23 protein-coding genes are annotated in these 26,404 nt (G+C 68.7%); 15 read left to right on the forward strand and 8 right to left on the reverse strand.

Features of this window, described 5'->3' with window-relative positions; translation table 11 throughout:
• Positions 1–9 precede the first annotated feature (9 nt).
• A complete protein-coding gene (locus ABZW11_RS18575) occupies positions 10–1,794 on the reverse strand; it encodes a tryptophan 7-halogenase (RefSeq protein ID WP_355418521.1) in 1,785 nt (594 codons plus the stop codon).
• 649 nt (positions 1,795–2,443) lie between these two features.
• On the opposite strand from ABZW11_RS18575, the gene ABZW11_RS18580 reads away from it, so the two are divergent.
• From ABZW11_RS18580 to ABZW11_RS18590, 3 genes are read left to right on the forward strand one after another with little or no spacing between them, the layout of a single operon-like run.
• Complete coding sequence (locus ABZW11_RS18580; protein WP_355418523.1) at positions 2,444–3,355, forward strand: helix-turn-helix transcriptional regulator; 912 nt, start codon at positions 2,444–2,446, stop codon at positions 3,353–3,355.
• The gene (locus ABZW11_RS18585) at positions 3,316–4,296 is read left to right on the forward strand and encodes a DUF1702 family protein (RefSeq protein WP_355418525.1); all 981 of its coding nucleotides are present in this window, start codon (positions 3,316–3,318) and stop codon (positions 4,294–4,296) included. Before ABZW11_RS18580 ends, ABZW11_RS18585 begins: the two co-directional genes overlap by 40 nt.
• A complete protein-coding gene (locus ABZW11_RS18590) occupies positions 4,293–5,651 on the forward strand; it encodes a cytochrome P450 (RefSeq protein ID WP_355418527.1) in 1,359 nt (452 codons plus the stop codon). Before ABZW11_RS18585 ends, ABZW11_RS18590 begins: the two co-directional genes overlap by 4 nt.
• A gap of 64 nt (positions 5,652–5,715) precedes the next feature.
• Here ABZW11_RS18590 and ABZW11_RS18595 read toward each other — a convergent pair whose 3' ends face one another.
• Positions 5,716–7,260: a GMC family oxidoreductase N-terminal domain-containing protein gene (locus ABZW11_RS18595; protein ID WP_355418529.1), complete on the reverse strand. Its 1,545-nt coding sequence runs from the start codon at positions 7,258–7,260 to the stop codon at positions 5,716–5,718.
• 247 nt (positions 7,261–7,507) lie between these two features.
• On the opposite strand from ABZW11_RS18595, the gene ABZW11_RS18600 reads away from it, so the two are divergent.
• From ABZW11_RS18600 to ABZW11_RS18640, 9 genes are all read left to right on the forward strand, one after another.
• Positions 7,508–8,347 carry an SAM-dependent methyltransferase gene (locus ABZW11_RS18600; protein ID WP_355418531.1) on the forward strand — a complete coding sequence of 280 codons (840 nt, stop codon included), beginning with the start codon at positions 7,508–7,510 and terminating at the stop codon, positions 8,345–8,347.
• Between the two features lie 9 nt (positions 8,348–8,356).
• Positions 8,357–9,910 carry a GMC family oxidoreductase N-terminal domain-containing protein gene (locus ABZW11_RS18605; RefSeq protein WP_355418533.1) on the forward strand — a complete coding sequence of 518 codons (1,554 nt, stop codon included), beginning with the start codon at positions 8,357–8,359 and terminating at the stop codon, positions 9,908–9,910.
• A gap of 45 nt (positions 9,911–9,955) precedes the next feature.
• A complete protein-coding gene (locus ABZW11_RS18610; RefSeq protein WP_355418535.1) occupies positions 9,956–10,582 on the forward strand; it encodes a peroxidase-related enzyme in 627 nt (208 codons plus the stop codon).
• A 14-nt stretch (positions 10,583–10,596) separates the two neighbouring features.
• The gene (locus tag ABZW11_RS18615) at positions 10,597–11,478 is read left to right on the forward strand and encodes an SDR family NAD(P)-dependent oxidoreductase (protein WP_355418537.1); all 882 of its coding nucleotides are present in this window, start codon (positions 10,597–10,599) and stop codon (positions 11,476–11,478) included.
• Positions 11,479–11,558: 80 nt separating this feature from the next.
• A complete protein-coding gene (locus ABZW11_RS18620) occupies positions 11,559–12,815 on the forward strand; it encodes a styrene monooxygenase/indole monooxygenase family protein (RefSeq protein WP_355418539.1) in 1,257 nt (418 codons plus the stop codon).
• Positions 12,816–12,894: 79 nt separating this feature from the next.
• On the forward strand, positions 12,895–13,560 hold the full coding sequence (locus ABZW11_RS18625; protein ID WP_355418541.1) for a helix-turn-helix domain-containing protein: 666 nt from the start codon (positions 12,895–12,897) through the stop codon (positions 13,558–13,560).
• A gap of 183 nt (positions 13,561–13,743) precedes the next feature.
• A complete protein-coding gene (locus tag ABZW11_RS18630; RefSeq protein WP_355418543.1) occupies positions 13,744–15,177 on the forward strand; it encodes an MFS transporter in 1,434 nt (477 codons plus the stop codon).
• 144 nt (positions 15,178–15,321) lie between these two features.
• On the forward strand, positions 15,322–15,732 hold the full coding sequence (locus ABZW11_RS18635; protein WP_355418545.1) for an SgcJ/EcaC family oxidoreductase: 411 nt from the start codon (positions 15,322–15,324) through the stop codon (positions 15,730–15,732).
• 293 nt (positions 15,733–16,025) lie between these two features.
• A complete protein-coding gene (locus tag ABZW11_RS18640) occupies positions 16,026–16,751 on the forward strand; it encodes an SDR family NAD(P)-dependent oxidoreductase (protein WP_355418548.1) in 726 nt (241 codons plus the stop codon).
• 181 nt (positions 16,752–16,932) lie between these two features.
• Here the strand turns inward: ABZW11_RS18640 and ABZW11_RS18645 are convergent, their stop codons facing one another.
• The 5 genes from ABZW11_RS18645 to ABZW11_RS18665 all read right to left on the reverse strand — a co-directional run bounded on the left by ABZW11_RS18645 (position 16,933) and on the right by ABZW11_RS18665 (position 21,484).
• Positions 16,933–17,706 carry an AraC family transcriptional regulator gene (locus ABZW11_RS18645; protein WP_355418550.1) on the reverse strand — a complete coding sequence of 258 codons (774 nt, stop codon included), beginning with the start codon at positions 17,704–17,706 and terminating at the stop codon, positions 16,933–16,935.
• A gap of 766 nt (positions 17,707–18,472) precedes the next feature.
• A complete protein-coding gene (locus tag ABZW11_RS18650) occupies positions 18,473–19,330 on the reverse strand; it encodes a maleylpyruvate isomerase N-terminal domain-containing protein (protein WP_355418552.1) in 858 nt (285 codons plus the stop codon).
• Between the two features lie 71 nt (positions 19,331–19,401).
• The gene (locus ABZW11_RS18655) at positions 19,402–20,394 is read right to left on the reverse strand and encodes a hypothetical protein (protein WP_355418554.1); all 993 of its coding nucleotides are present in this window, start codon (positions 20,392–20,394) and stop codon (positions 19,402–19,404) included.
• 204 nt (positions 20,395–20,598) lie between these two features.
• Positions 20,599–20,952 (reverse strand): DUF4288 domain-containing protein, encoded by a 354-nt coding sequence (locus tag ABZW11_RS18660; protein WP_355418556.1) that lies wholly within the window; start codon positions 20,950–20,952, stop codon positions 20,599–20,601.
• A 91-nt stretch (positions 20,953–21,043) separates the two neighbouring features.
• Entirely contained in the window at positions 21,044–21,484 is a 441-nt protein-coding gene (locus ABZW11_RS18665) for a hypothetical protein (protein ID WP_355418570.1), read from the reverse strand.
• Here ABZW11_RS18665 and ABZW11_RS18670 point away from each other — a divergent pair.
• On the forward strand, positions 21,476–22,417 hold the full coding sequence (locus ABZW11_RS18670; RefSeq protein ID WP_355418572.1) for a sigma-70 family RNA polymerase sigma factor: 942 nt from the start codon (positions 21,476–21,478) through the stop codon (positions 22,415–22,417). The genes ABZW11_RS18665 and ABZW11_RS18670 overlap by 9 nt on opposite strands.
• A 141-nt stretch (positions 22,418–22,558) precedes the next feature.
• Here ABZW11_RS18670 and ABZW11_RS18675 read toward each other — a convergent pair whose 3' ends face one another.
• Positions 22,559–24,994 carry a PEP/pyruvate-binding domain-containing protein gene (locus ABZW11_RS18675; RefSeq protein WP_355418558.1) on the reverse strand — a complete coding sequence of 812 codons (2,436 nt, stop codon included), beginning with the start codon at positions 24,992–24,994 and terminating at the stop codon, positions 22,559–22,561.
• Positions 24,995–25,750: 756 nt separating this feature from the next.
• Here ABZW11_RS18675 and ABZW11_RS18680 point away from each other — a divergent pair.
• Together ABZW11_RS18680 and ABZW11_RS18685 are read left to right on the forward strand one after the other, a co-directional pair.
• On the forward strand, positions 25,751–25,987 hold the full coding sequence (locus tag ABZW11_RS18680) for a hypothetical protein (RefSeq protein ID WP_355418560.1): 237 nt from the start codon (positions 25,751–25,753) through the stop codon (positions 25,985–25,987).
• Between the two features lie 70 nt (positions 25,988–26,057).
• Positions 26,058–26,404, forward strand: a 347-nt coding sequence (locus tag ABZW11_RS18685; RefSeq protein WP_355418562.1) for a glycine betaine ABC transporter substrate-binding protein, incomplete at its 3' end; no start/stop codon positions are given.

Below are 26,404 nucleotides of genomic sequence, written 5' to 3' on the forward strand. Positions count from 1 at the left end.
GCGTACCGGTCAGGCCATGCTTCGGGGGGTGCCGGCGGCGTCGATCCCGGTCAGCTCGTCGTCGAAGGCGGTGGCCGCCTGGACCGGCGTCAGGAGGTGGCGGTGCGCCGACAGCGCCGGTGCCATGTGGCGCCCGTCGCGGTTGCCGGCGAAGAAGACGTCACGCAGGGCGGACAGCGTACGCCGCCCTGACTGACGGGCCTCCCCGAGCACGAACCCCGCGCCGTCGCGTGCGTAGGTCAGCAGCGGGAAGTCGCAGTTCTCCCGGTAGATCGGATCGGCGTGGCGCCGGTACCACATGACGTGGCGGGCACCTGGCAGCAGCGTGAAGGTGGCCGTCCCGGTTTGGCGGGGATCGCCGAAGCCCATGTACGGCGGCAGGAAATCGGCCCTGCGGAACCGGGCGAAGATGCGCTCGCTCGCTTCGGCGTGGCTGATCTCGCCGGCGATCGCGGCGTCCAGGTCGGCGCGGGAGGCCTGGACGACATCGACCACGCCCGGCAGATGGCTTCCCAGCACGCCCATGCGGCTCGGTTCGGTCGTCTTGTGCAGATAGGCGCGGTCCTTGGTCTTGCGGTAGCGCATCCACAGCGACAGCGGGCCGAACGTGCCGAGCAGGCTGCCCATCACCCAGTTGCGGTTCCAGGCGTTCCATGTGTCGTAGCTGGCGAACGAGTCGAACGACCCGGACACGATCGCGTCGTAGTGGTCGAATCCGCGGTTGACCACCTCTTCCACGAAGCGGAACCGCTCGATGTCGTAGTCGTCGTCGGCGACGGCCTTCAGCAGGGCTTCGGCGATCAGATCCACCGCGACGATGAGCACCGACATGCCGCTGGAGTACAGGGGGTCGATGAAGGCGGCCGCGTGCGGAAGCTGGATCAGGCGGGGCGCGATCAGGTGCGGCGAGGAGTACTGGATGCGGCCGGACCTGATCCATGGGCGCACCGCGTCCGCTTCGGCGAAGTGGCGGGCGATCGTCGGGTAGGCGGAGATGATCCGGCGGAACTCCTGTTCCGGCTCTCCCTGGGGGTTCGGGTGCTTGCGCCGGTCCAGCATCAGGCCCACGCTGGTCAGCGGGTTGGTGGCATCGCGGTGGTTGCTGAACGGGATGACCCACATCCAGCCGCCGTCGAAGATGTGGTGCATGGTGGACTGGCCCAGCGGCGTCATCAGGCGGCGCCGGTCTCCGGCGTCCAGCAGCAGATCGGCGCTCTTGACCCCCATCATGTGGGTGTAGATGGCGCGCGTGTCGGTTCTGAAGCGCGGCACCTCATCGCGCATGCCGAGCTGGTCGGAGACCATCGACCGCATTCCCGAGGCGTCGATGAGGAGTTTGGCGCGGTACGTACGGCCGGAGTCGGCGAGCAGTTCGACCTCGTCCCCGAACTTGATCTCCGAGATTCGCGTCTGGGAGTGGAACGTCGCCCCGTACTTGACCGCCATCGCCGCGAGGTAGGCGTCGGTGTCCTGCCGGAACAGGTGCGAGTCGGGGCCGACGGGCGGGGCGAGCGTGCCGAACTGGTTGATCTCCTCGGGGCGGTTCTCCTCGCCGGCGCGGTGATACATGAAGCCGAACGAGCGCTTGACGCCGCAGTTGCTGCTGACATGATCGCGCAGCTTGTGAAATGTGCCGATCCAGCCGATCTCCGGAACGCCGTACTTGTCGGCGACGATGCGCAGCCGCAGGCCGGTCTCCGGTATCAGCGACTCGCCGATGGTGAATCTCGGATGGCTCGCCCCTTCGAGCAGGAGAGTCGAGACGCCTTGTCTGGCAAGGATGCACGCCAGCATCGAGCCACCGATTCCCGACCCAAGGATTGCCACATCAAATCGGTTGGTCAGCATCGTTCCCCATAATTAGGACGGCTTGTGATTGGGTTTTTCGGAGAGCACCTGCGCTCACCCTGGCCAGCATGGCACCGAGGTCCGCACCCGTCTTCTCCCGCCTTGCCGTAGCGAGAATCGAGCAACGGCGCCGGGGCATCACGAAAAGCAGGCACGGCGCGATCCAGGAGCCGCCGCTAAAACTCACGGCGAATTCCTGGAAGTGGCGAGCTCGCGGCCCGGGGTTCCCGCATCAGGGCCCGTGGCGAGCCGAATCCCCCGGACAGCCTAGGCACCTCGACCGCGCACGGCTTCTTCCAAATTGCGCCCGTAATTTCGGAGGTCGGCAGGCAGGGCCCCCATAAGAGGCGCCGGCGGGCCGCCGGCGGACCCATGCAAGCAAGTTCAAAGAAGTGTATCCGCGACCCGCGTGCGCATAATGGACGGGTCCACTCCCACAGCTACCTTGCAGTCACCGAGAGTGTTTTCTCGAGAGATCGAACATCCGGATCAATAACCGTTGAGGTGTCGTACAAGCGATCATACTGATGTTTCCAGGGGACGGGGTTCTGTGAAAGAGATCTGTCGAGAGGCCGTCGAACGTTCCATAACAATGATGTGGCAGCACTACGGTGAACCGTTGTCCCTGGACGACATCGCCGACAGTGCCCAATTGAGCAAGTTCTACTTTTCCCGGGTCTTCCGCTCCGTCACCGGCACGTCTCCAAGGCGTTTCTTGAGCGCGATCCGCTTGTACAGCGCCAAGAGCCTGCTGCTGGAGACACCGATGAGCGTCACCGATATCGCCTACATGGTCGGGTACAACAGTCTCGGGACGTTCACCACCCGGTTCCGCCAGAGCGTCGGTGTGACCCCGGCCCAGTTCCGGACGTTGTTCCGCAGCGGCACGCTGTCGTTCCTGCCGCCCAGGATGGACGCGGGGCAGGCATCCGGCGAGGTGCACGGCAAGATGGTCCTGCCGCACAGCAGCACGCCGCTCCGCGTCTACGTCGGAGTGTTCAGCAGCCCCCTCGTCGAGGGGATGCCGATCTCCTGCGACATCCTCGACAGCCCTGCCGGCAGCTGCCGCGTGCGCGAGTACCGGCTCGGTTCGGTGCCCGCCGGCCAGTGGCACGTCCGGTCCGTCGCCGTCGCGATGCGCGGCGACGACATCGATCCGCGGCCGTGGGCGAGGCCCGGCTTCGTGGGAGACCCGAAGCCGTTCACCATGCGGACCGGTCAAAGCATCGAGCTCGACATCCCGATGCGCGGCGTCGATCTCACCGACCTGCCGATCTTGCTGGCGCTGCCGGAGCTCGACCAGCGGGGTGTTCCCGAGCCTGAGCCGGCCGTGCACCACCTCGGGTTCACCCCGGGCCGGCTGCAGCGTCATGCCGGTAAGCAGGGCGCGGGTCCGCTGAACTCCCGGGCCGTGAGATCCCGCCCGGGTCTGCCGCCTTCAGGTGATCCGCTGAAAGGAGCGGGAAATTGGCCAGTGCGTGGCGCGCGCTCAGACGCCGCATCCTGACGCCGAACAAGAAGGAAGCCCAGCTTTCCGTCCGCGGGTTCCACGTGAAGGACGCCGCCGCGCGGACGATGCTGGAGACGACGGGCGAGATGTTCCTCACCGGTTACGCCTATGCCGCCGAGGCACGCCATCCGGCGGAGGCCGAGGCCCGTCTGGAGCTGATACCGCCGCAGTATCGCGGCTTCGCCTACGAGGGCGCCGGCATGGGCTTCGCGATCCGCGACGGCCTGCCGTTCGGAGGCGGGCTGGTGCACCGGTTCCTGCAGGGCAAGGCCGTAGACCACGTGTACATGGTCTACGTCGGCATCGGCTGGGCCCTCGCCCGGCTGCCCCGGTTCCGCTGGGCGAGGGCATCGGCCGCGGCGGCCGATCCCCTGCTGCGCTGGCTCGTGCTGGACGGCTACGGATTCCACCAGGCCTTCTTCCACACCGACCGGTACGTGCGCCGGCAGTACCAGGAGCCGGACTTCCCCTGGCCCGCCGGAGGCCCGGCCTGGTACGCCGGCCGGGTCATCGACCAGGGCATCGGGCGGGCCATCTGGTTCGTCGGCGGAGCCGACCCCGACGTGGCCGCCGACCTGATCGACGCCTTCGACGAGAGCCGGCGAGCCGATCTGTACAGCGGCGCCGGCCTGGCGGCCACCTATGCGGGCGCGGCCGACGAGTCCGAGCTGCGCGCCTTCCAGCGGCGGGCCGGCCGCTATCTGCCGCACGTGGCGCAGGGCAGCGTGTTCGCCGGCGCCGCCCGTTTCCGGGCCGGCCTGGTCATGCCCCACACCACGATGGCGGCCGGCCTGCTGTGCGGCATCACGCCGGAGCAGGCCTCCGGCCTGGCCGATACGAGCCGCGCTCAGCGTTTCGAGGTCTCGGACGTCCCCAGCTACGAGCTGTGGCGGCGACGCATCGTCTCCGGTCTCGCCGATCTGGAAACCGCGCCATGACCACGACGAGGCGACCGGCGGCCCGGGGCGGCCGCCGGCTCCCCGGGCCGCCCCGTACCGCCATCCTGGCCGTCCTGGGCAAGATGACGCGCAGCCGGCTTGAGGTCATGGCCTGGGCGGCATCCCGGTACGGTGACGCGGTCCGGCTGCCGCTCGGCCCCAAGACGCTCTACTTCTTCAACCACCCCGATCACGCGAAGCACGTCCTGGCCGACAACGCGGGCAACTACACCAAGGGTCTGGGCATGGTGCACGCCCGGCGCGCTCTGGGGGACGGGCTGCTGACGAGCGAGGGCGAGCTGTGGCGCAGGCAGCGCAGGACGATCCAGCCGGTCTTCCACAGCAAGCGGATCGCCGGTCAGCTCGGCGCCATCGCCGATGAGGCCGAGCAGCTGGCGGCGCGGCTGCGCGTCCGCGGCCGGGTGGACATGCGCGAGGAGATGACCTCCTTCACGCTGGGCGTGCTCGGGCGGACGCTGGTCGACGCCGACCTCGGCGAGTTCGAGTCGATCGGCGCCTCGTTCGAGGCGGTCCAGAACCAGGCGATGTTCGACGCCCTCACGCTCGGGACGGTGCCTCTGTGGCTGCCGCTGCCCTTGCAGAGCAGGTTCCGGCGGGCCAGGCGTGACCTGCAGCGGATCGTGGACAAGCTGGCCACGGATCGCGCGGCCAAGCCCGCCGGCGCCGACATCGTCTCGCGGCTGATCGAATCCGTCCGTCACGAGAGCGACCAGCGGGCCGGACGCGTCCGCATGCGAGATGAGCTGGTCACCTTGCTGCTCGCCGGCCACGAGACCACGGCCAGCACGCTGACCTGGGCCTTCCACATGCTGGATGAGCACCCGCAGGTATGGGAGCGGCTGCACGACGAGGCCGTCGAGGTGTTCGCCGGCGGACCGCTCACCATCGAGAGCCTGCACGCCCTCACCTACACCAAGCAGGTCCTGGAAGAGACGATTCGCCTGTATCCCCCGGTCTGGCTGCTGCCGCGGATCGCCCGCGCAGCCGACGAGATCGGCGGTTACCCGGTACCGGCCGGAGCGGACGTGCTGCTCTGCCCTTACCTGCTGCACCGGCACCCCGAGTTCTGGAGCGCGCCGGCCCGTTTCGACCCCGATCGCTTCACCCCTCTGGCCTCAGCGGGCCGGAACCGCTACTCCTACATCCCGTTCGGCGCCGGGCCGCGTTTCTGCGTCGGGAACAACCTCGGCATGATGGAGGCGACCGTCGCGCTCGCGACCATCGCCCGTGACCTGCGGCTGACGAAGAGCCCCGGCTTCCGGGTGACCGGCGAGGCGATGCTGACCCTGCAGATCCGTGGTGGCCTGCCGATGACCGTGCGGCCGGCGGGCTGAGGCCGATCGGCCGAGCACCGGACCGGCCGGGCGGAAGATCCGCCCGGCCGGTCCGCTGTGTTCGCTAGGCGCGCAGCCAGTCCGCCGTGCGCTCTCCGATCATGATGGAGGTGAGGTTGGTGTTGGCGCGGACGGTGCCGGGCATCACCGAGGCGTCGCAGACGTAGAGGGACTGTACGCCGTGCACCCCGCACCGCTCGTCGACGACCGTCGACGGGTCGGCGGCCGGGCCCATGCGCGCCGTCCCGACCGGGTGGTAGGCGCTGTCGATGCTGGTTCTGACGTACTGCCGCATCATGTCGTCGTCATCGATCATGGCCTCGCGGAGGATCACGAAGCTCTGCCCGAGTTTGCGGATTCCCGGGTGGTCGGCCAGGCGCCAGCACGTGCGCACGCCGTCCACGAGGAGGTCGAGTTCCCGGCCGTCGTCGCCGAGGAAGTTCAGGTCGATCTCCGGCGGCGCCAGCGGGTCGGGGGAGGTCAGCCTGAGGCTTCCGCGGGAGCGGGGCCGCTGCGACACCACCATGACACCGAAGATCATCGTTGTGCCCGAGAGCATCTGCAGCTCGGGGAAGTGGGTCAGGTCGAAATGGTTGACCATGTAGTACTGCAGGTCGTTGGTCTCGTCCGAGCCGGCCGCGGTCGTGCGCAGGATCTGCTGCAGGAACGGCACCGACGGGTCGCACGCTCCGGGGTTCGGGGTGAGGAACGCGCCGGTTCGCTGGTGGTCGACCATGTTGGCGCCGACGCCCGCGAGGTCGACGAGGCAGTCGATGCCATGCCGCAGCAGCTCCGCTGCCGGGCCGATGCCGGACCGCATGAGGATCATCGGTGACGCCACGGACCCGGCCGCCAGGATCACCCGGCGTGCGCTGATCGTCTCGTAGCCGCCACCGGTCCGGCCGGCCACCACGCCGGCCGCGCGGCCGCCCTCGAAGACGACCCTGTCGACGATCGTGTTCGCTCTGATGTCCAGGTTGGGGCGGCCGCGAGCCGGCGCCAGGTAGGCCATCGCGGTCGTGACCCGGTGCGCGGCGTCCCGCCGGTTCGACGGGATGGGCCCGACTCCGGTGGACTCGGGGTGGTTGTGGTCCTTGGCTTCGGGGAAGCCGGCCTCGAGGCAGGCCTCGACGAATGCCGACTGCACGGGGAGCAGCTCGTCCGGGCGCCAGCGGCGAATCGGGTACGGGCCGCCCTGCCCGTGATACTCGCCGCCGAAGTCCAGGTCGTCCTCCAGACGCCGGAAGTACGGCAGCACCTCCTGCCAGGACCAGGCCGGGTTCCCGGCTCGCGCCCACTGGTCGTAGTCGTCGGGGATGCCGCGCAGCGCGACCGTGGCGCCGACGGCCGACGAGCCGCCGGTCACCTTGCCGCGCGGGAAGCGGATCCGGCGCCCGTCCCGGATGTCGGCTCTGAACTGCCAGTCGTGGTCGCTGAAGGACATCGCGTTACCGGAGCGGATGTCGCCCGGAGTCTCCTGTGGTGTCAGGTAATCCGGGCCGGCCTCGAGGAGCAGCACGCGGCGGGCCCCGTCCTCGCTCAGTCGTGCGGCCAGCACGGCGCCGGCCGAGCCGGCGCCGACGACGATGTCATCGTACTGGGGCGTCATAGATGATCCTCGCTGATCAGGGCTGCGGATGGCGCGACGCGAAACGGTGGCCACGTCGCTTCTGGACGCGGGGGCGTCTGTCCTGTTGAGCGTCGCATCGGCCGGACCGGGCGGACTACTCCCGCGTTGCCCGGCACCGCCGGGCGGGCTGGGCACGCAGAAAGAAGCCCCCGCCCCTGAAGGAGCGGCACGCTGTCTTCGTCAACGCCGCGAGCTCCGGCACCGGGGCGCGTAAGGAGGCTTCAGCATGCGAGAGGGCCAGCCGACGATGAAGGATCCGGGCCACGCTCCGGCCGGCGTGAACCCGATGATCCCCAACACGGCGAGGATCATGGATTATCTGCTCGGCGGGACCGAGCACTACGCACCCGACCGTGCCATCGGCGACAACGCGTTCGTCAACTGGCCGGGCGAGACCGGCGGCATCGAGGGCGTGCGCGTCGACCTGCACGCCGCGCGCGACGCCCTGGGCCGGATCGTCGGATATCTGGCGGGAGAGTGCGGCATTCGGCAGTTCCTGGACCTCGCCAGCGGGCTGCCGACCATGGGCAACACCCACCTGGCAGCGCGGGCGGTCGCGCCGGGCTGCCGCGTCGTCTACGTCGACAGCAACCCGTCCGTCGTCGCGCACGGGCAGTACCTGCTGGCCTCCGACCCTGACACGGTGTTCCTGGAGGCCGACTTCAACGACCCCAAGGACATCCTCCCCCGGGCCGCCACCACGCTCGACTACTCCCAGCCCGTCGGACTCGTCCTGTTCGGGGTGCTCCACTTCGTCGACGACGCCGACGGCCCCCAGCGGATCCTGGACGATCTGCTCGCCGCGGTGCCTTCCGGCAGTTACCTGGCGCTGTCCCACTTCGCCAAGGACGAGGCGGACACGGCGATGAACGCGATGCTCACCGAAATGGACAAGCAGACCGGTGAGGCGGTGACCCGGCGGACCCGTACCGAGGTCGAACGGTTCTTCGACGGCATGGAGATCGTGGCGCCCGGCGTGGTGGAGACCGAGCTGTGGCGCCCGCCGGCCGGCGCCTCCGGGCCCAAGCCGCTGCCCATGTGGTGCGGGCTCGCCAGGAAGCGTTGAGGAGCATTCATGTCGCCGTGGAAGGCTTCTGACGTTGACGACATCGTCGTAGGGGCGGGCAGTGCCGGCGCCGTGCTGGCGGCCCGGCTGAGCGAGGACCCGAGCCGCCGGGTGCTGCTGATCGAGGCCGGGCCGCACTATCGGGCGACCGCGTCCACCCCGCCCGACCTGCTGGACGCCAACACGATGTCGCTGGTGAATCACAGCTGGGGCTTCACGGCTCGGCTCACCCGGGACCGCCGCGTCATGTTCCCGCTCGCGAAGGTCACCGGCGGCTCCTCGGCCGTGGGCAACACCGTCGCGATCCGGGGCACTCCGCAGGACTATGAGGAGTGGGCGTCCGCCGGCAACCCGCTGTGGTCCTGGGAGAACGTGGAGCCGTTCTTCCGGTTCCTGGAGGACGACCTGGACTTCGGCGACCGCGCCTTCCATGGTCGCGGCGGCCCGGTGCCCATCCGGCGGTGGCGGCCGGAGGAACTGACCGAACTGCAGCAGGAGTTCCGCGAGGCCTGCCTCGCCGCCGGCCACCCGTGGGCCGAGGACCACAACCACCCCGACTCGACCGGGGTCGGGCCGATCCCGTCGAACCGCCGCGATCCGCTCATCCGCGTCTCGGCCGCGATGTCGTACCTGTGGCCGGCCGCCGAGCGCGACAACCTCACGATCCTGCCCCGCTCCAGCGTCGACCGGGTCGTGTTCGAGGGTGATCGTGCGGCGGGCGTGGTCGTGGCCATCGACGGCGGCGCTTATGAGACGATCCACGCGGGGCGCGTGATCCTGGCGGCCGGAGCGATCAGCTCGCCGGCGATCCTGCTGCGATCGGGCATCGGGCCCGCGGAGGACCTGCGTGCCCTCGGCGTCGACGTCCGGCAGGATCTGCCCGGCGTGGGCGCCGGGCTGACCGACCAGCCGCGCATCGGTGTCTTCATGACGCCCAAACCGGGCTACGAGAACGAGGGCAAGTCGACCGGCCAGATCGTGACCCGCACGACCGCCGACCGTTTCAACGACCAGTACTACGCGGCGGTCAACCGCTTCGACCTCACCCACCACTTCCCCGAACTGCGGCGGGTCGCCGGGGCCACGGCGGTGTTCGGCGTGATGGTGGTGCTGCGCCGGCAATTCTCACGCGGCCGGGTCACTCTCGCCTCCGCCGACCCGTACATCGCACCCGCCGTCGATCTGGGATACCTGTCCGACGAGCGCGACTACGGCCTGCTGGCCGACGGCGTCCGAGGCTGCTGGGAGCTGGCGAGCTCACCGAAGATCCTCGACAAGGGTGAGCAACTGGTCGCGGTCGACGAGCGCGTCATGGACGACGACCAGGCCCTGCGCGACTACATCGAAAAGGGCGTCGACAGCGCCTACAACCCGGTCGGCACCACGCGCATGGGCCCGGCCGGCGATCCGGGCGCGGTCGTCGATCAGCGCTGCGCCGTGCACGGGGTGGACAACCTGCACGTCGTGGACGCGTCCATCATGCCCAGCATGGTCTGCGCGAACACGCACCTGTCCGTCGTCATGATCGGCGAACGAGCGGCGGCGTTGCTGCGCGATCGCTGACCCGGGAACGCGCTTCGGCCGACAGAGGAGAAGAAGGGTAGGCAGATGCATTCGAACGCAGGGGTTCGCGTTCCGCTGATCGACGAGGCGGACGCGACGGGACGGCTGGCGGAGCTCTACGAGCGGGCCAAGGAGGTGACCGGACTCGACTTCGTGCCCGACATGTTCCGGCTGGTGTCCTCCCGGCCCGAACTCCTGGAGACCATGCTGGCCGGCTACAACGGTGTCTTCAATCACGGCCGGCTACCGCGGCAGACCAGGGAACTGATCTCCGCCTGGACCTCGAGAGTGAACCAGTGCCCCTATTGCGTCGGCACGCACAACTTCTTCCTTCAGGTTTTCGGCGGCTCCAAAGAACTCGCCGACGCGATCGAAAGGGCGCAGTCGCCCGACGACCTGCCGGTGGACGAACGCGAGCGGGTGCTCCTGCACCTGCTGACCAAGCTCAGCGTCAGCGCCTATCGGATCACGGACGCGGACTGGCGGCACGCCCTGGACGCCGGCTGGACGGCCGATGATCTACTCGAGGCGTTCTTCTGCGCGGCCCTGTTCAACTTCATCACCCGTCTCGTCGACGGGCTCGGGCTCGGCACCACCGTGACACGGAGCCGCATCTCGCAGCAGAGCGTGCCGGACACCTCCGCGACGGCCACGGCCGCCGCGACCGACTGATGCCGGAGCCCATCATGCAGCGACCATCGCGCGCGGTCCTGATCACCGGTATCTCCTCGCTGAGCGGCCTTTCCTCCGGGACCGGACGAGCGCTGGCGCTGCGGTTGCACCGGGCGGGATGGCCGGTCTACGCCAGCGGCCGCAGTCTGGAGGGCCTGAAAGACCTGGAGCAGCAGGGCATCACCACCCTGCGGGTCGACGTCACCGACGAGAAGTCGATGGCCGAGGCGGTCGACCGGATCACCGCCGAGCACGGCGCGGTCGGCGTGCTCATCAACAACGCCGCCTACAGCCTCAACGGCACGATCGAGCAGACCCCGATGGACTCGGTCCGCCAGCAGTTCGAGACCAACGTCTTCGGCCTGTCCCGGATGACCCAGCTGGTGCTCCCGGGCATGCGGGCCCAGGGAGCCGGCCGCATCGTCATCATGTCCTCGATCTTCGGGCTCTTCGCCACGCCGGGGCGGGGCTACTACGAGGCCACCAAGCACGCGATCGAGGCGATCGGTGATTCGCTGCGGCTGGAGGTCCATCGCTTCGGCATCAAGGTCGTCGTGATCGAGCCGTCCCCGATCCTCGGCGCGTTCGTCCCCACCACCGTGGGCGACCTGGGGCTCGCCCCCAGCGCCGACGAAGAAGATCCCTACGGCGATTTCTGGGAGCGATTCGTCGTGTGGCACGGAGCGTACCGGGAGGTCGAGCATCCCAAGGGCCGAGGCCGGATGTCGCTGCGCGCCGACCACGTCGCCGCCGTCATCGAAAAGGCGATCAGCGTACGCAAGCCGCGCATCCGGTACCGCATCGGCATCCCGGTACGGCTGCTCCGCCCGCAACGGGTGATCTTCGGCGAACGCGCCTGGGAGAAGTTCGTACGAACCTTCTTCCCCACGCCGTAGCCGGTGCTCACGACAGGAGGACACAGGGACATGAAGGACGCGGACGAGTCGTCGGCCGCCATCAGAGAAGGTGACGCGGTATGCGCAGGATACTGATCGTCGGCGCCGGGCAGGCCGGGCTGCATCTGGCGCTCGGGCTGCAGCAGCACGGGTACGACGTGACCGTGGTGTCGGCGCGCACGGCCGAGGAGATCGAGCACGGCAACGTGATGTCCACGCAATTCCAGTTCGACAGCACCCTCAGGTACGAGCGCGACCTGGGGATCTTCTTCTGGGACGGGCAGCCGCCGCACACCCCCGGCACGCGTTTCATGCTGGGCGGTGATGGTCCCGCTCCCGTGCTCGAGTGGAGCGCCCCGCTGAAGAAGCCGGGCGCCGACATCGACCAGCGGGTCAAGATGTCGCGCTGGCTCCGGCTGTTCGAAGAACGCGGTGGCAGCGTGGTCATCCGGGCCGCGACCGTCTCCGACCTCGACAAGTGGGCGGCCGGCTACGATCTCGTCGTCGTGGCGGCCGGCAAGGGCCCGCTGGCCGAGGTGTTCGAGCGTGACGCGGCCCGTTCGCCCTACACACGGCCGCAGCGCATGCTCTCGGTCGTCTACGTCAACGGCTTCCAGCCGGATCCGGCCGGCCCCGGCGATCATTCAGTGGACTTCCACCTCCTGCCGGGACGGGGCGAATTGATCGTGATGCCGGCGATCACCACCTCCGGTCCGTGCCACATCCTGTTCTTCGAGGCGATACCCGGCGGCGCGCTGGACGTGTTCGGCGACGTCTCCTCTGCGCAGGAGCATCTGGACCGTTTCGTCGAGCTGCTGGAGCGGCATGTGCCCTGGGTGTGCGAGCAGTACGGCAAGCTGGAGCTCACCGACGCGGGCGGAACGCTGCGCGGCGGCTTCGCCCCCACGGTGCGGCGGCCGGTCGCGACGCTGCCCTCCGGCGGCCGGGTGCTGGGCATGGGCGACGTGGTCGTGGCCAACGACCCCATCACGGCTCAGGGGGCGAACATGGCCGCGAGGTCCGCGGCCAGCTACCTCGACGCCATCATCGAGCACGGGGATCGGCCGTTCGACGGCGCGTTCATGGAACGTGTCTTCGAGACGTTCTGGGCGCGGCACGGTCGGGTGACCACCGAGTGGTCGAACATGGCGCTGGCGCCGCCGCCCCCGCACGTGCAGGAGATCCTGGGTGCCGCGAGCCGGTTCCCGGCGATCGGCAATCGCTATATCGCGGGGTTCGACGACCCCAACGACTTCACCGAGTGGTTCTTCGATCCCGACAAGGCGGCCGCCTACCTCGCGGAGGTCGCCGGCGCCGCTGCCGGGCCGGCCCGCTGAAAGCCGTCCGAGGCCGCGGCCCTGCCGATGTCACCAGGACAGGGGTGCGCTGTCAGCCCTTTATCGTGCGCAAAGAGGCATGAACATGACGGAGTATGGTAGCGGCATGGAGAAGAGGCGCAGCTACGGCGAGGGATGCCCGGTGTCCCATGCGCTGGATCTCGTGGGTGAGCGCTGGGCGCTCCTGGTGGTTCGCGAGCTCATGCTCGGGCCGAAGCGTTTCAGTGATCTGCGCGATGGCTTGTGCGGCGCCAGCTCGAACATCCTGACGAGACGGCTTCGCGATCTGGAGGGGATCGGCGTGCTGCGCAGGCAGCGCGCCGGTGTCCCGGTGAGCACGAACGTGTACGAGCTGACCGATTGGGGCCGGTCCCTGGAGCCGGTCCTGTTCGCTTTGGGCAATTGGGCGGTGATGTCGCCGTGGTGGGACAAGCACGCCCCCTCGACCGTCGATTCGCTGCTGCTGTCGTTGCGCTCGCAGGCTCAGTTCTTCTTCCCCGGCGGCATGCCCGTCACCGGCGTCTGTGACATGCGCGTCGGAGACGACCGATTCACCCTGCGTTTCGACGAGGCGGGGCTGGCCATCGCGCGCGCTGCGGCCTACGAGGCCGACGCGCTCGTGCGGATGGACGCCCATACGCTGAAGTCGCTCGTCAATCGCGACGAGACGCTCGACGACGCCATCGCGGCGGGGCGCGTGCGAATCGAGGGTGACGACCGCCTGATCAGGACCGTGATCAAGTAGCCGGTCGCCCCACCGGGCCGGGTCATCGAAGGGGCACGTTCGCCACACCGATCGGCGTGATGTTGTTGCGCGTGTTCGCCAGCCCTCTGTAGGCTCACAGGTGCAAAAATTGAAGTAGCTAGTTGAAAATGCGAACCTAATTTCGTTGCAGTGCAGAACCTTCCCTGGAGGAGTTGGCACGCCATGGCATCCGCTGACACCGGAGCAGCAGCGCCGCACAAAGGCTGGACCCTCGTACTCAGCTCGGTAGGCGTCTTCATGACCGCCCTGGACACGCTCGTGGTGACCACCGCCCTGACCGAGCTGCGGACCAGCTTCCAGGCGAGCCTCAGCGCCCTCGAGTGGACCATCAACGCCTACGTCCTCACCTTCGCCTGCGTCCTGCTGCTGATGGCCGCGCTGGCCGACCGGTTCGGCCGCCGCAAGGTGTACGCGATCGGGCTCATCCTCTTCGCCGCGACGTCGGTCGTGGCGGCACTGTCACCGAACATCGGCGTGCTCATCGCGGCCCGCGCCGTCCAGGGGCTCTCCTGCGCCATCCTCATGCCCGTCTCGCTCACGCTGATCAGCGACGCGTTCCCGGTCGAGAAGCGTGGCACCGCCATCGGCACATGGGGCGCGGTCTCGGGTCTCGCGGTCGCGATCGGGCCGGTGTTCGGCGGCGCCATCGTCACCGGCCTCGACTGGCACTGGATCTTCTGGGTCAACGTCCCCATCGGCCTGGTGGCCGCCGTCCTGACGCTCACGCGACTGACCGAAAGCTACGGGCCACGCCAGTCACTCGACCTGTACGGGCTGGCGCTGGGCAGCGCCGGCTCCTTCCTGCTGGCCTGGGGGCTGGTGCGAGTCAGCAGCGTCGGCTGGGGACACGTGCAGGTGATCGCGTCACTGATCGCCGGCGGGGTGGTCCTCGCGGTGTTCCTGGTGGTCGAAGGCCGCCGGCGCGCACCGATGGTGCGCCTCGAGCTCTTCCGCAACAAGGCGTTCAACGCCGCGAGCTGGGTCAACTTCTTCATGTACGCGCCGCTGTTCGGCACCTTGTTCCTGATGGCCCAGTTCTTCCAGGACGGGCTCGGCGACTCCCCGCTCATGGCCGGCCTTCATCTGCTGGCCTGGACGGGCGTCTCCATGTTCATCGGGCCCATCGTCGGCCCTTTGGCCGACAAGTACGGCAACCGGGTGTTCATGGCGATGGGCATGGCCTTCCAGGCGATCGGGTTCGGCTGGGTGGCGTTCGCGGTCGAGCCGGGGATGGGCTTCGGTGAGATCCTCGGTCCGCTGCTGGTCGCCGGTGTGGGCATCGGCATCGTCTTCCCGACGGTCGCCAACGGCGTGATGACCTCGGTCGGCCCGGACCAGATCGGCATCGCCTCGGGAACCAGCGCGACGCTGCGGGAACTGGGGGGCGTCTTCGGGGTCGCGCTCACCGCGAGCGTCTTCGCCCATCCGGGCAACTACACCTCCCCCGCCACCTTCATCTCCAGCTTCGGCGACGCCATGTGGTTGTGCGCGGGCCTTTCCGCGGTGGGCGCGCTGATGTCGCTGGCGTACCCGGCGCACAGCGTCGTCCAGCACCAGCTGCGCCGCCTGTCAGAAGAACCGTCCGTGTCGTCGTGACCGGCGAACGGCCGCACCTCAATGGCAGAAGGAGGACCGAAAACTCTCTCATTCTTTCGAAGTCCATTCCCAGCGCCGTGAATTTCGCACCTGTCAAGCGGCCGTCCGCGGTGTTCTCGGCGCACGAGCAGAACGAGGTTAGGCATGGCCATAAACAAGAGCGACGAGACTGCTGTCCTCGCCGCTGTCAAGGGCGTCCACGATGCGTGGAACAAGAACGACGCGGACCTCTTCGTCGCGGATTATCTCGATGACGCCTCCGCCACCCTGCCCGGTTCTTACATGGAGTCGCGCGGGGAGATCAAGGGCTCCATCGGTTTCTTGTTCAGCGGCCCGATGAAGGGCACCGGGGCCTCGGAGAAGGTCCGCAACGTCCGCTTCCTCAACGACGAGACCGCGGTGGTCGTCACCGAGACGGGCGTGCTGCTCCCCGGAGAGAGCGAGGCTCCACCGCAGCGCACCTCGTACGCGACCTGGGTGCTCGCCAAGCGGGACGACGGGTGGAAGATCGCGGCCTACTGCAACAGCCCCATGATCGGCCCCGGCCCGCAGTAACCGCCCGCCGCCGCGACCGTGCCCCGTCCTGGCCTGAAGGACGGGGCGCACCGCCGGCGGCCCGATGCGAACAATCGCGCGGGGCCGCCGGGCCCCGCATTCAGGCATCCACATCTCCGCTTCTTCCATATTGCCAAGTTCGATCGGAGTCATGGCCACGACGATCGGCCGGCTGTTAACCTCGGCGGTATATCGAGAAAGTGGTCCCGCCGATTTCTGCGAATTCCCGATCCGTCATCAATGGCCGACTGCACATGATTCTCGCCTGACCGATCAGAAAAAGGAGCAGCAACATGAGCATCGAAGGCAAGACCTTGCTGGTGACCGGGGCCAACCGCGGCATCGGGCAGGCGCTGGTCACCGAAGCTCTGGCCAGGGGCGCCAAGCAGGTCTATTGCGGCACCCGCAAGCCGCTGGACCACTCGGACGAGCGCGTGACCCCGGTGACGCTCGACATCACCGACCCCGCCCAGATCCAGGGGGCCGCCAGTCAGATCGAGTCGCTGGACATCCTGATCAACAACGCCGGGATCATGCTGCCCGACGTTCCGTTCGACCCGTCCGTGCTCGACCGTCACATGGCCGTCAACTTCCACGGCACCAACGCCGTCACCCAGGCGTTCCTGCCGGCGCTCGTCAACTCCGGCGGAGCCGTCATCACCATGATGTCCGTGGTCGCGCTGGCGCCGCTGCCGCCCTTCCCGTCGTACTCGATCTCGAAGGCGGCTTCGTACTCGCTGACCAAGACGCTGCGCGCGTTCTACGGGCCTCGGGGGGTCAAGTTCCACGCGGTCCTGGCCGGCCCCATCGACACCGACATGGTGCGGGAACTGCAGGTTCCCAAGGCCACCCCGCAATCCGCCGCGCAGGCCATCTTCGACGCGGTCGCCAAGGGCGAGGAGGACATCTTTCCCGACGCCACGGTGGCGCCTCTGGCGGAGCTGTACGCCAACAGCCCGGACAAGATCCTCGAGCAGCAGTTCGCGGCCCTCGTCCAGGAAGCGCCGGCCTCCTCCTGAACCGGACGAGCAGCGGCCCCCGGCCGGAGCAGGTCTCCGGCACGACACCCGGATCGCCACGTGCGGTCCGGGTGTACGGCGTCCAGCAGGCGATCGATCAGGCGTGAGGACGGCGGCCGACCACCGAGGAGCCGCCGCCCTGGAGAACGAGTGACGCCACGACCGGCGCGGTCCGGGCGATTCAGCCGACCGTCGCCATGGCCGGCTCCCACCGGGCGTCGAACGGTGCGACCAGGACGGGCGGATCGGTCGCGCGCGTGGACCGCAGACGCAGGTCCACGCAGCTGAGCACCGACCCCTGGCTGACATGGAACGGTCCCTGGGCTGCGATCGCCGATCGCGGCACGCTCAGCCGGACGCCGTCCGAGCCGGGCAACCGAGGGGGTGTCGCGGTGTACGCCAGCAGGTGCCATGTGCCGTCCGGTACATGGCCTATCTCGAAGACCCCTGGCTTGTCGAGGGCTAAGCTCCGGATGGGTGTGCCCTCCGGTACGACGTCGCGGAAGAGGCCGAGATACACGGTCGAATCATCGTACGGAGCACTCGCCGAGACCTTGCCCTGTATGACCGCGCCGCCCCCCTTGGCCGGCGTGTGCTGATCGCAGGTGCGGGGATGCGAGGTCCGGCCGCGCTGGGCGCGGAAGACTCCAGGGGTCACCCCTACCGAGGCGCTGAACCGGGTGGTGAAGGTGCTGACACTGGTATAGCCGACTTTGTTACTGATCTCCGCGATGCCGTCCGACGTCGAAACGAGCAGATGCTTGGCTTCCTGGAGCCGCAGCGCCGCCAGGAACCTCGCCGGGGACATTCCGGTGGAGGCGCGAAAGGCGCGGCAGAAGTGGAACTTGCTGAACATGGCGATGCGCGCCATGTCGTCGATTGTGAATCGTTCACCGAGGTTCTCCTGCATGGCTGCGATGACGCCCACAATCGAGTCCTCAATGCTGCTGCCCACAGAGCGACCCCCGTAACTACTAGTCGTGGTTGATCGGCGACCGGCCAGCTCCACTCCCCCAGTGAATTGCTCGCGCGCCCCCTCTTTCTTAATTTATGTGACCGTCCGCTGCAAGTGTTGAACCATGTCCTTTTTATGCCAATTCCGCCGCGCGACAGGCGCCGCCGGGCCACTGGCAGGCCGAAGCGGGCGAGGGGCACGGGCGGCGCGCCGCGCATCCGGCACCTCGACCGACAGAGGTGACATTCACCCTGGTCAAGAGGCATGAAGAGTGGGAGAGCCACGTCGGTGGCACCTCTCAGACGGCGGCGACCCGGGAGACGCCAGGCCGAACATGGGAGCGTGACAGCCGGCGGGCGGCCCGCCTTGAGGGTGTCGTGAACGCTGATAAGTGATGGGCCGGAACCCGAAGAAAAGGACCCTCGCCGGGATTATCGAGCGTGCCAGCGAAGATCGACTTAATGATTCACTATTCAATCCATTACTCTTGGATAACTTCCATGACTGTGCGTAGGCGATCATTTTCCGGTGCTTTCATGCGAGCCGCTTCCTCGCGTTCCGGACCCATCCTTGATAATCCGTGCGGGCGGCATGCGACAAGACCCTGACGCGCTCATCTCAAGCCGGCGCCGATCTGAGCACGTTTGAAGAAACGCCTCCGGCCATTCACCGGCGGCCGGCGCGGATTGCCGTCGTGAACGCACGTGATCCTTGAAGCTGGTCGAATACGCCTGCCACGAGCACGGGACCCCCTGGGCCCGACTGATCACGAAGGGAGGCGCACGATCCGCATGAACGCGGGAAGCCGCCAAGGACGGCGCCCGCCCCGCACGGCGACCTTGCCCGTCAGCGCCGCGCGGGACTTGCTGATGCGTCCGAACAACATCAGGTTGAGCGTGACCGGGTCGAAGGAGAGCCGCGCGTCAGGCCTGCCGTTGGGCTGCTCGACCGTGACGGAACCGCCGGTCAGCGCAATGACTCTGCTGGCGGTGTAGGGAGAGCTGAACTCCACGGTGATACGTCCCCTCGGGACGGGCCCATGTCCTTCCAGCAGCCGGCCATAGCCGTAATGGATCACCCCAAGAAGGAAGAGGTCGAAGAACAGACCGGCCTCCTGCGGCGGCACCGTCCAAGGCAGCCGTGCCCCTCTGGCGATGTCCCAGCCGTGAATCTGCAGTTCGTTCACCATGTGGGCGAGCAGACCCGCATGCGGGAGCCGGGCTCCGCCCAGCCATGGAACGGCTGCGACCGGATCGACCGCCTCAGTGGCCTCCAGGGTTCTGGAGATGTCGGCCCGGATCAACCGGGCCAGCACCGCGGGATCCCGCTCGGTGAACTCTCCCAGCAGCACCTCGTTCAGCCGGGCAACCGTGTCGACGACGGTCTCGCGCACGAGTTCCTTGCCGCCCGAGAACGGGAACGGGCCGGCCCCGGGGTCGGTGATGGCGACCAGGAGTCTGCTCAGGGTCGCCACATGGGCCGCCGTCTCCCCCACCGACCAGTGCACGGTCGCCTTCGCCGGCACAGCACGAGCTGCCACGAGCAACTCGGCGAACCGATCCGTCGTCGCATCGAGGGCACGGCGGACCCGCATCCAGCTGTCCGGAGTGATGGGCACGATCATGACCTACTCCCCCATGGCGAAGAGCCGTCCCGATGTGCTGAGCCCGCGTCCCGGCGCTCGAAGCCGGCCGGTCAGGACCAGGGCGCGGTCGGATACCAGGGAATGATCTCGCGGCGGGCGAGCAGGCGGACGTCCCAGTACAAGAACGTGAACGCACCGGCGATGATCAGCGATCCGGCGGTCAGAGCCGCGATCCGGCCCGGCTTGGCCGTGAGCCACTGCTGTAGCCGGCCGCCCGCCACGACGGACAGCACGATGAACAGCACCGCCATGATCACGATGTTCCCCACCGACTGCAGCACGAACGCCGCTGCCCCGTACAGCGGGTTGCCGCTCTCGGCGGCGTCCCGGAACATCTGCCGGAACAGTGGGTAGGGCCGTCCGATGAGGAACCCGCCGATGAGCGCGCCCATGAACACCATCGGCGCGTTCGGGAACCGCCGTGCGATCCGGCCGAACGGATCGGGCACCAGGCGCAGTGCGGCCAGCCCCATGTACAGCATGCACAGCCCGATCAGCCCGAACACCACCATCGACTGCACGCTGCGTGCGGACAACGTTCCCGGCACGGTCGGCGCGGTGGAGAACTGCGGCATGCTCGTCCCGACGAAGCCGACGATCGCGCCGTAGACCGCCGAGACCGTGACCATGCCCACGGCCAGCCACCGCAGCGGCCGTAACGACTGCCGCAACCGCCCCCATCGGCTGCCGACCCCGCCCATCATCGGCGCGACCGCCCCGAAGCAGGCGATGTTGCACGCGGTGAACGACCCCGCCAGCCCGCTGACGAACGCGAACACGATCCCGGCCGCCATGCCGGCGATCGGCGTCTCCGTGGGGTCATGCCCGAGCAGCGTGCCGGCGACGTTGCCGCCGATCGTCTGGTCCACGAACTCCGCCGACCACACCGTCGTGAGCACGAACCCGATGAGGCTCGCGAGCAGAACGATCAGTCCGCGCCGGCGCGGGACCGCCCCGGTCACGAACATGGACGAGGCGCTGGTGTCGGGCGCTTCCCCCGCGACCGCAGGCCGTGCTCGTCCGCTGCTGCGTGCTTGCGTCATGTGCCTCTCCCTTCGGAACCGGCTCACAGGACGACGCCGAGGCAGAAGTGACCCCCCAGAGCGCCTCCTCAAGCTTGAGGCAGGCGAAACGCGAGACCTTCTTTCAAAGTGCTCTGTTACTCGCGGGGGCGCCGGTTCCTGTAACGGCCACGAGTGCGGTGAGGCGGCGAACCGCGCGCCCTTGGCCCCCCGAGCAGGGGACGCTCACGGGTGGTCCTGAGGTTCTTCCGGCAGATCATCGGCCTCGAACAGGTCCCGGTAGCGGTTCAGGCTGTCGAAGGACCGCGACAGCAGAGTGACCCCTGCCTCCGGCTCGTCCACCTGAAGCAGTTGCAGTGACGCTATTCCGAGAAACCGCCACGTCACCTCTTCGTCGAAGGCGTTGCCGTAACTGACCTCGTCCTCCCGTCCCAGTGCTGAGGCCACGTCGCGGGCGGCGTCCTCCGAATCGGCGCGCACCACCCTCACGTCCTCACTGAAACGTGGAGGTGCGTAACCGCCCCCTATATCCGTCCGGTAGATCAGCACCACGCCCCAAAGGAACTGCGTCTCGCCCATCGGCCCTCCCTCTGATCGGAGGCACGCCAAGGGCGACCGCCGCCGGACTGTACGGCCGCAGTCTAACGACCGTCCCGGGCGAATCAGCCCTTCACCTGCACGGTTCGCTCTGGCGCCGGGTGGCGTGGATGGAGCCGAGAAGGCCGAGGGCCTGGGCGCTGGCGCTGCCCGGCTCGGCGTGGTAGGTCACGAGCTGCTGGCCGGGGGCGTCGCGGACGTCGAAGGCCTGGTAGGTGAGCGTGAGCGGGCCGACGTCGGGGTGCAGGAAGTGTTCGGCGTCTTGGGTCTTACCCTGCACGGTGTGGGCGTTCCAGAGCCGGGCGACGTCCGCGCTCCGCCCGGCGAGATCGCGGAGGAGCTCGGCCAGCCGCGGGTCGTCCGGGGCGAAGCCGGCCGCCTGGCGCAGGTTGGCCACGGTGGCCTGGGCCGCCCGGTCCCAGCCGGTGTAGGAGCGCCGGCCGGCAGGGTCGATGGAGGTCATACGGGCCAGGTTGTCCGCCGGCTCGAAGGGGCTGTAGAGGGCATCGGCCAGGGCGTTGGTCCGCGCTGGTTCGAGGCCAGCCGCACTCGGCTGGCCTCACTGGCGTACCGGCTACTGGGCTCCGCCGCCGACGCCGAAGACGTCATGCAGGACGCGTTCCTGCAGTGGCAGGCCGCCGACCGACGGCGGATCAGGGTGCCGGAGGCCTGGCTTACCAAGATCGTCACCAATCTGTGCCTCGACCGGCTTCGCTCGGCGCAGGTGCGCCGTGAACGCACGGCCGGCGCCTGGCTTCCCGAACCCCTCCTCGAGGGTGACCCGATGCTGGGCCCGGCCGACACCGTCGAGCAGCGCGAGTCGGTCTCCCTCGCCATGCTGACGCTCATGGAGCGCCTGTCCCCCGTCGAACGGGCCGTCTACCTCCTGCGCGAGGCGTTCTCCTACAGCCATGCCGAGATCGCCGAGATGCTCGGCATCAGCGAGTCCGCAAGCCAGCAGCACCTTCACCGGGCCCGGCACCGCGTCACCGCGGCGCGCCGCCGGGGCGGCGAGGTCGACCCGGCATCCGCCCGGAGAATCGTCGAGGAGTTCCTCGCCGCCGCCTTCTCCGGGCGGACGGAACGGCTGGTGGCACTCCTCACCGCAGACGCGACCGCCATCTCCGACGGAGCCGGCCTGGTCGGGACGCTGCTGCGATACGCCACTTCGCAGCGCATCGCCGCGGTCGTACGGGCCGGGTTCAAGCCCACACCCGCCAAACGGCGTCTTGCCGGCGGCGCGTCGGAGGTCCACTACGCGCTCGTCAACAGGGCTCCCGCCATCCTCTTCGTGGTCAGCGACCGGGTCGCCGGTGTCGTGACGTTCGACCTGGCCGACGGCCGGATCGCAACCGTGCGAGGGATCGCCGCGCCCGCCCGGGTGGCTCGCCTCGCCGAGACCTGGCGGCGGCATGCCTCCGGAACCCTGCTCATCCCGCAGTGGTGAAATCGCGCAGCAGTGAATCGCGCAGTGGGGAAACGGCATCGATGGGCTTTCGCAACGCTCAGGTGTCTGTCACGCCGCTGTGGCCGCCACCGGTGCACGGCATCTCGGCACGCTGAAGTCCCGCACCACCCCTCGCCGACGTCACTCGGGTTCCACACGGACTGTCCCCGATGCGCCGTCGATGGTGATCAGCTGTCCGGTCTTGATCTCATTCGTCGCGTCACGGACACAGATGACGGCGGGGATCCCGTACTCGCGGGCCACTGTGGGGCCGTGCGCGACAGGGGAACCGGTCTCGGTCACCAGGCCGGCCGCGGTCAGGAACAGCGGGGTCCACCCCGGATCCGTGGTGGGTGCGACCAGGATCTCCCCTGGTTCGATGCGGGCTCCGGCCGGATCGCGGATCACCCGCGCCCTGCCGGTCGCCCGCCCGGCGGCCCCGGACATACCGGTCAGCACGCCGTCCTGTGCCGGCTCGGCGGGTGCGAGCATCTCCACGTCGGTCCCGTCGGACAGCAAGGCGCCGGGGACGACGCGCCGGCGCAGTTCCCGCTCGTGCTCCGCACGCCGCATCGCGGCCAGTTCCCCCTGGCCGGCCTGATCGTGGGCGGCGGCTCGCGCCTCGTCCAGGGTCAGGAACATGATGTCGTCGGCGCGCTCAAGCCGGCCGCGGCCGGCCAGGTCCGCGCCGGCCAGGAGGAGCTGTCGCCGGCATGCCTGGATCGCGGGCAGCCAGGCGAACTTCGCGATCTCCCGCAGTCCGGTGAGCTGCCGCGAGCGGCGCATGAAGAACACCGCCAGCCGACCTCGGATCGGACGCCTGCGCCGTGCCCGCCGTGCCAGCGTCTCGATCATCCGTTCCGCCTTGGCCGCTGCCGCTTTGAACCGCACATCAGGCGCCTGTGCAGGATCAGCGACGCGGAGGTAGTTGGCGATCATGGCGAACAGCGGCGCCGGGTCCTCGTCCCAGCGCGGTACGCCGACGTCGATCTCGGCCGCCGCACGCATGCCGTACGTGGCCAGGAAGCCGGCCAGCCCGATGTCGGGAAGCTCGCCGGCGAAGTACCTGACGGCGAGCTCCTCCGGGGAGGTGCCCAGGAAGAGGTCGCGGTGCTCGCGTGCCGTCACCGCCAGGTCCCAGAGCTTGAGGTCCATCTGCGTGGTCACGTTGTAGGGCATGCCGCCGAGGACTTTGTCGAGCTCTTCGGCCGTGGCGATGCCTTTGAGCAACGCGGCGGGGACCGTCCCGGCGATCATGCCTGCCGCCAGCGGCCACAGGATCCCGCGCATGTCGATGCTCATGACCGCCTTGTGGGAGTCTTCGGCGACCCAGCGCAACCGATCGGCGGCCGTGGCGGATTCGCCCGGCGGAACGATCATGCGCTTGATCTCCGCGACGCCGCGGTAGGCGCGGGCTCGCGCGAGAGCCGGGTTGGACAGGCTCGACACTACTCCGGCAAGCCCCGGGGGCATCATCCGCAAGGAGCCCTTGAGCGCGCTGCCGAGGTGGAAGGGCAGGCCGGGGCGCGGCGCGAACCGCGGGTCGTCGAGCATGCGCCGCACGGCGTCCCGCACCCTCGGCCCGTAGACCTCCAGAGAGGTTCCGATGCGTTCGCGCATGGTCCTGCTACGCAGGAAGTCGGTCACGTCGAAGTAGAGCCGGCCGCCGATCGACACCAATCGGGGCAACGGGTCACGCCGGTCGATCTTGGCGCCCGCTGCCTGGAACCACATACTTCCGCCGGTCTTGAGCAGCGACACGCCCATCGGAGTGCACGGGCGGAGCATGCCCTGAATGTGGCCGAACTCCAGGTACAGCCGAGTGTCGCCGGTGTCGGGCGGCTGCGGGAAGAGCGTGGTGATCGGCCGGGACTGCAGCAGCCACAGCGTGCCCTCGCCATCGATCGCCCATTCGACGTCCTGCGGCGAGCCGAAACGCTCCTGCAGCCGCGCCCCGGCCGCGCGCAGCTCGCCTAGCTGCTCCGCGCTCAGACAACCCCCGGGGTTCGGTACGGCCGGCGTCCGCCGGTCGAGCACGTAGTGGTCGGGCACGACGGTGCCGTCGACGACGGCGGTGCCCAGGCCCGGCGCAGCGTCGATGACCATCTCCGTGCGGCAGCCGGTGATGGGGTTGGCGGTGAACAGCACCCCGGCCGCGACCGGGTCGATCATCCGCTGCACCACCACGGCCATGGCCGCCTCGTCGATGCCGGCGGCGGCCCGGTAGGCGACGGCCCGCTCGGTGAACAGGGAGTCCCAGCAGCGGCGGATCGCGCCGACCAGTTTCGCCGTCCCCTCGACGTTGAGGTAGGTGTCCTGCTGGCCGGCGAAGCTGGCGTCCGGCAGGTCCTCGGCGGTGGCGCTGGAGCGGACCGCCACCCGCCCGCCGCCGAGCCGCTCGTACGCCTCGACCAGCGCCCTTTCTGGCAGCCGCCCCGACCGGTAGGACTCGACGGTCAGGCAGAAGCCGTCGGGAACGCGCTCACCCGCCTTGATCATCTCCCCGAGCCCGGCAGCCTTACCGCCCACCAGGCCGAGCATGGAGCTATCGATGTCGGGCAGCTGCAGCAGTTCCATCGCGCCTTCTCTCCCGCGGTCGGCATCATGCGCAACGATGCCGACCAGGCTTCCCGGCGCTCCGTCCCGGACGTTAGCACCGCCGAAGCCCGCACACCAGAGCGTCTGCCGCGCCACACAGCGGCTGGGGGCACACCGAATGACCCTTCCATCCGGATATGTTTCGATATACCAAGAAAATATTGCATACTGCAACAGATCTGTGATGCGTTGCAGCCGCCCGCTCATCAGCGGTATTCGAAGCCGGACAACGATTGCACTGCGCAAGAGATCGCCGGTGGCGACTCGAGGTCGGAGAGCGCCATGCAGGGACAGGGGGCTGGGCGTGCCCAAGAAACACGATGCGGGACACACGTTGTGCGAGAGGATGCGCTCGGCTCCGTCCCGGTCCGCGGCCCCGGATTTCCGCCGACAGCCGCGACTGACCTGCGGCGTCCCCCATCCCCCGGAGACGCCGCAGGCCGATCGTCCTCGCCGGGCCCGAGGTCGAACGTGACCGGTCGGCCGGACAGCCCGGCCGAGCCGCCCTCGACCTCGACATCGGAGATCGCGTACCCGGCCAGTCGTCGTACTTCGAGGATCTCCATGTCCCGGCGGAGCCCCGCCGACGACACCGGCGCCTCCTCGCTCTTCCCTGTCCGTCCATAACGAAAGCGTTGCACTCATGTTGCGCTAGCTGCACTCAGTTTTGCGCTGATCGCAACAGTTCGCATACGTTTGCGGATCGATGTAAACGTAAGCGAAGGTGGTCATTTCATGAGCTTCGGCGAGTACGTGGTCTCAGGCTGGGACACTCTCTCGCCGGCCGCCGCCGAACACGCGCTGGTCGTCGCGATCGCCCTGGCCATCGCCACGGCGATCGGCGTCGGGCTCCTCTCCTGCGCTTCGCCGAGAGCACGCGGCAGCTCGACGGCGGTCTCCGCGACGGTGCTGACGATCCTCGACCAGCTCGGCGGTCTGGCCGAGCACGCGCTGAAGCCGCGCGGCATGTGATCTCGCCCCCCTGAGATCCCCCGTTTCGTCAGGCAGTTCCCCCACGCAACCCCCACGAGGTGTTTCTGACATGCGTTTCCGTCCCCTCAGGACGACACTCACCCTTCTCGCCGCCGCGACGCTGACCCTGTCGGCCGGCGCGTGCGGCGGCTCCGGCTCCGTCGAAACGGGCAGCGCCGGCGACGAGCTGGCGGGCGCCAAGCTCGTGGTCGGCTCCAAGGACTTCACCGAGAACATCATGCTCGGCAAGATCGCGGTGCACCTGCTCCGGGCGCACGGCGCGGAGATCGAGGACAAGACGAACCTCGGCGGCACCGTACCCAACCGCAAGGCCCTCGAGTCCGGCGAGATCGACCTGTACTGGGACTACTCGGGCACCGGCTGGATCGAGTTCCTCAAGAACACCAAGCCGATCCA

The organism is Nonomuraea sp. NPDC004580 (genome assembly GCF_040609855.1).
Taxonomy (GTDB): Bacteria; Actinomycetota; Actinomycetes; order Streptosporangiales; family Streptosporangiaceae; genus Nonomuraea; species Nonomuraea salmonea.

Bases quoted from the DNA above. Each gene is read 5' to 3' on its own strand.
- ABZW11_RS18575 (WP_355418521.1), bottom strand. From the start codon at position 1,794: ATGCTGGCGTGCATCCTTGCCAGACAAGGCGTCTCGACTCTCCTGCTC.
- ABZW11_RS18580 (WP_355418523.1), top strand. From the start codon at position 2,444: ATGTGGCAGCACTACGGTGAACCGTTGTCCCTGGACGACATCGCCGAC.
- ABZW11_RS18590 (WP_355418527.1), top strand. From the start codon at position 4,293: ATGACCACGACGAGGCGACCGGCGGCCCGGGGCGGCCGCCGGCTCCCC.
- ABZW11_RS18595 (WP_355418529.1), bottom strand. From the start codon at position 7,260: ATGACGCCCCAGTACGATGACATCGTCGTCGGCGCCGGCTCGGCCGGC.
- ABZW11_RS18600 (WP_355418531.1), top strand. From the start codon at position 7,508: ATGCGAGAGGGCCAGCCGACGATGAAGGATCCGGGCCACGCTCCGGCC.
- ABZW11_RS18605 (WP_355418533.1), top strand. From the start codon at position 8,357: ATGTCGCCGTGGAAGGCTTCTGACGTTGACGACATCGTCGTAGGGGCG.
- ABZW11_RS18610 (WP_355418535.1), top strand. From the start codon at position 9,956: ATGCATTCGAACGCAGGGGTTCGCGTTCCGCTGATCGACGAGGCGGAC.
- ABZW11_RS18615 (WP_355418537.1), top strand. From the start codon at position 10,597: ATGCAGCGACCATCGCGCGCGGTCCTGATCACCGGTATCTCCTCGCTG.
- ABZW11_RS18620 (WP_355418539.1), top strand. From the start codon at position 11,559: ATGCGCAGGATACTGATCGTCGGCGCCGGGCAGGCCGGGCTGCATCTG.
- ABZW11_RS18625 (WP_355418541.1), top strand. From the start codon at position 12,895: ATGAACATGACGGAGTATGGTAGCGGCATGGAGAAGAGGCGCAGCTAC.
- ABZW11_RS18630 (WP_355418543.1), top strand. From the start codon at position 13,744: ATGGCATCCGCTGACACCGGAGCAGCAGCGCCGCACAAAGGCTGGACC.
- ABZW11_RS18635 (WP_355418545.1), top strand. From the start codon at position 15,322: ATGGCCATAAACAAGAGCGACGAGACTGCTGTCCTCGCCGCTGTCAAG.
- ABZW11_RS18640 (WP_355418548.1), top strand. From the start codon at position 16,026: ATGAGCATCGAAGGCAAGACCTTGCTGGTGACCGGGGCCAACCGCGGC.
- ABZW11_RS18650 (WP_355418552.1), bottom strand. From the start codon at position 19,330: ATGATCGTGCCCATCACTCCGGACAGCTGGATGCGGGTCCGCCGTGCC.
- ABZW11_RS18655 (WP_355418554.1), bottom strand. From the start codon at position 20,394: ATGACGCAAGCACGCAGCAGCGGACGAGCACGGCCTGCGGTCGCGGGG.
- ABZW11_RS18660 (WP_355418556.1), bottom strand. From the start codon at position 20,952: ATGGGCGAGACGCAGTTCCTTTGGGGCGTGGTGCTGATCTACCGGACG.
- ABZW11_RS18675 (WP_355418558.1), bottom strand. From the start codon at position 24,994: ATGGAACTGCTGCAGCTGCCCGACATCGATAGCTCCATGCTCGGCCTG.
- ABZW11_RS18680 (WP_355418560.1), top strand. From the start codon at position 25,751: ATGAGCTTCGGCGAGTACGTGGTCTCAGGCTGGGACACTCTCTCGCCG.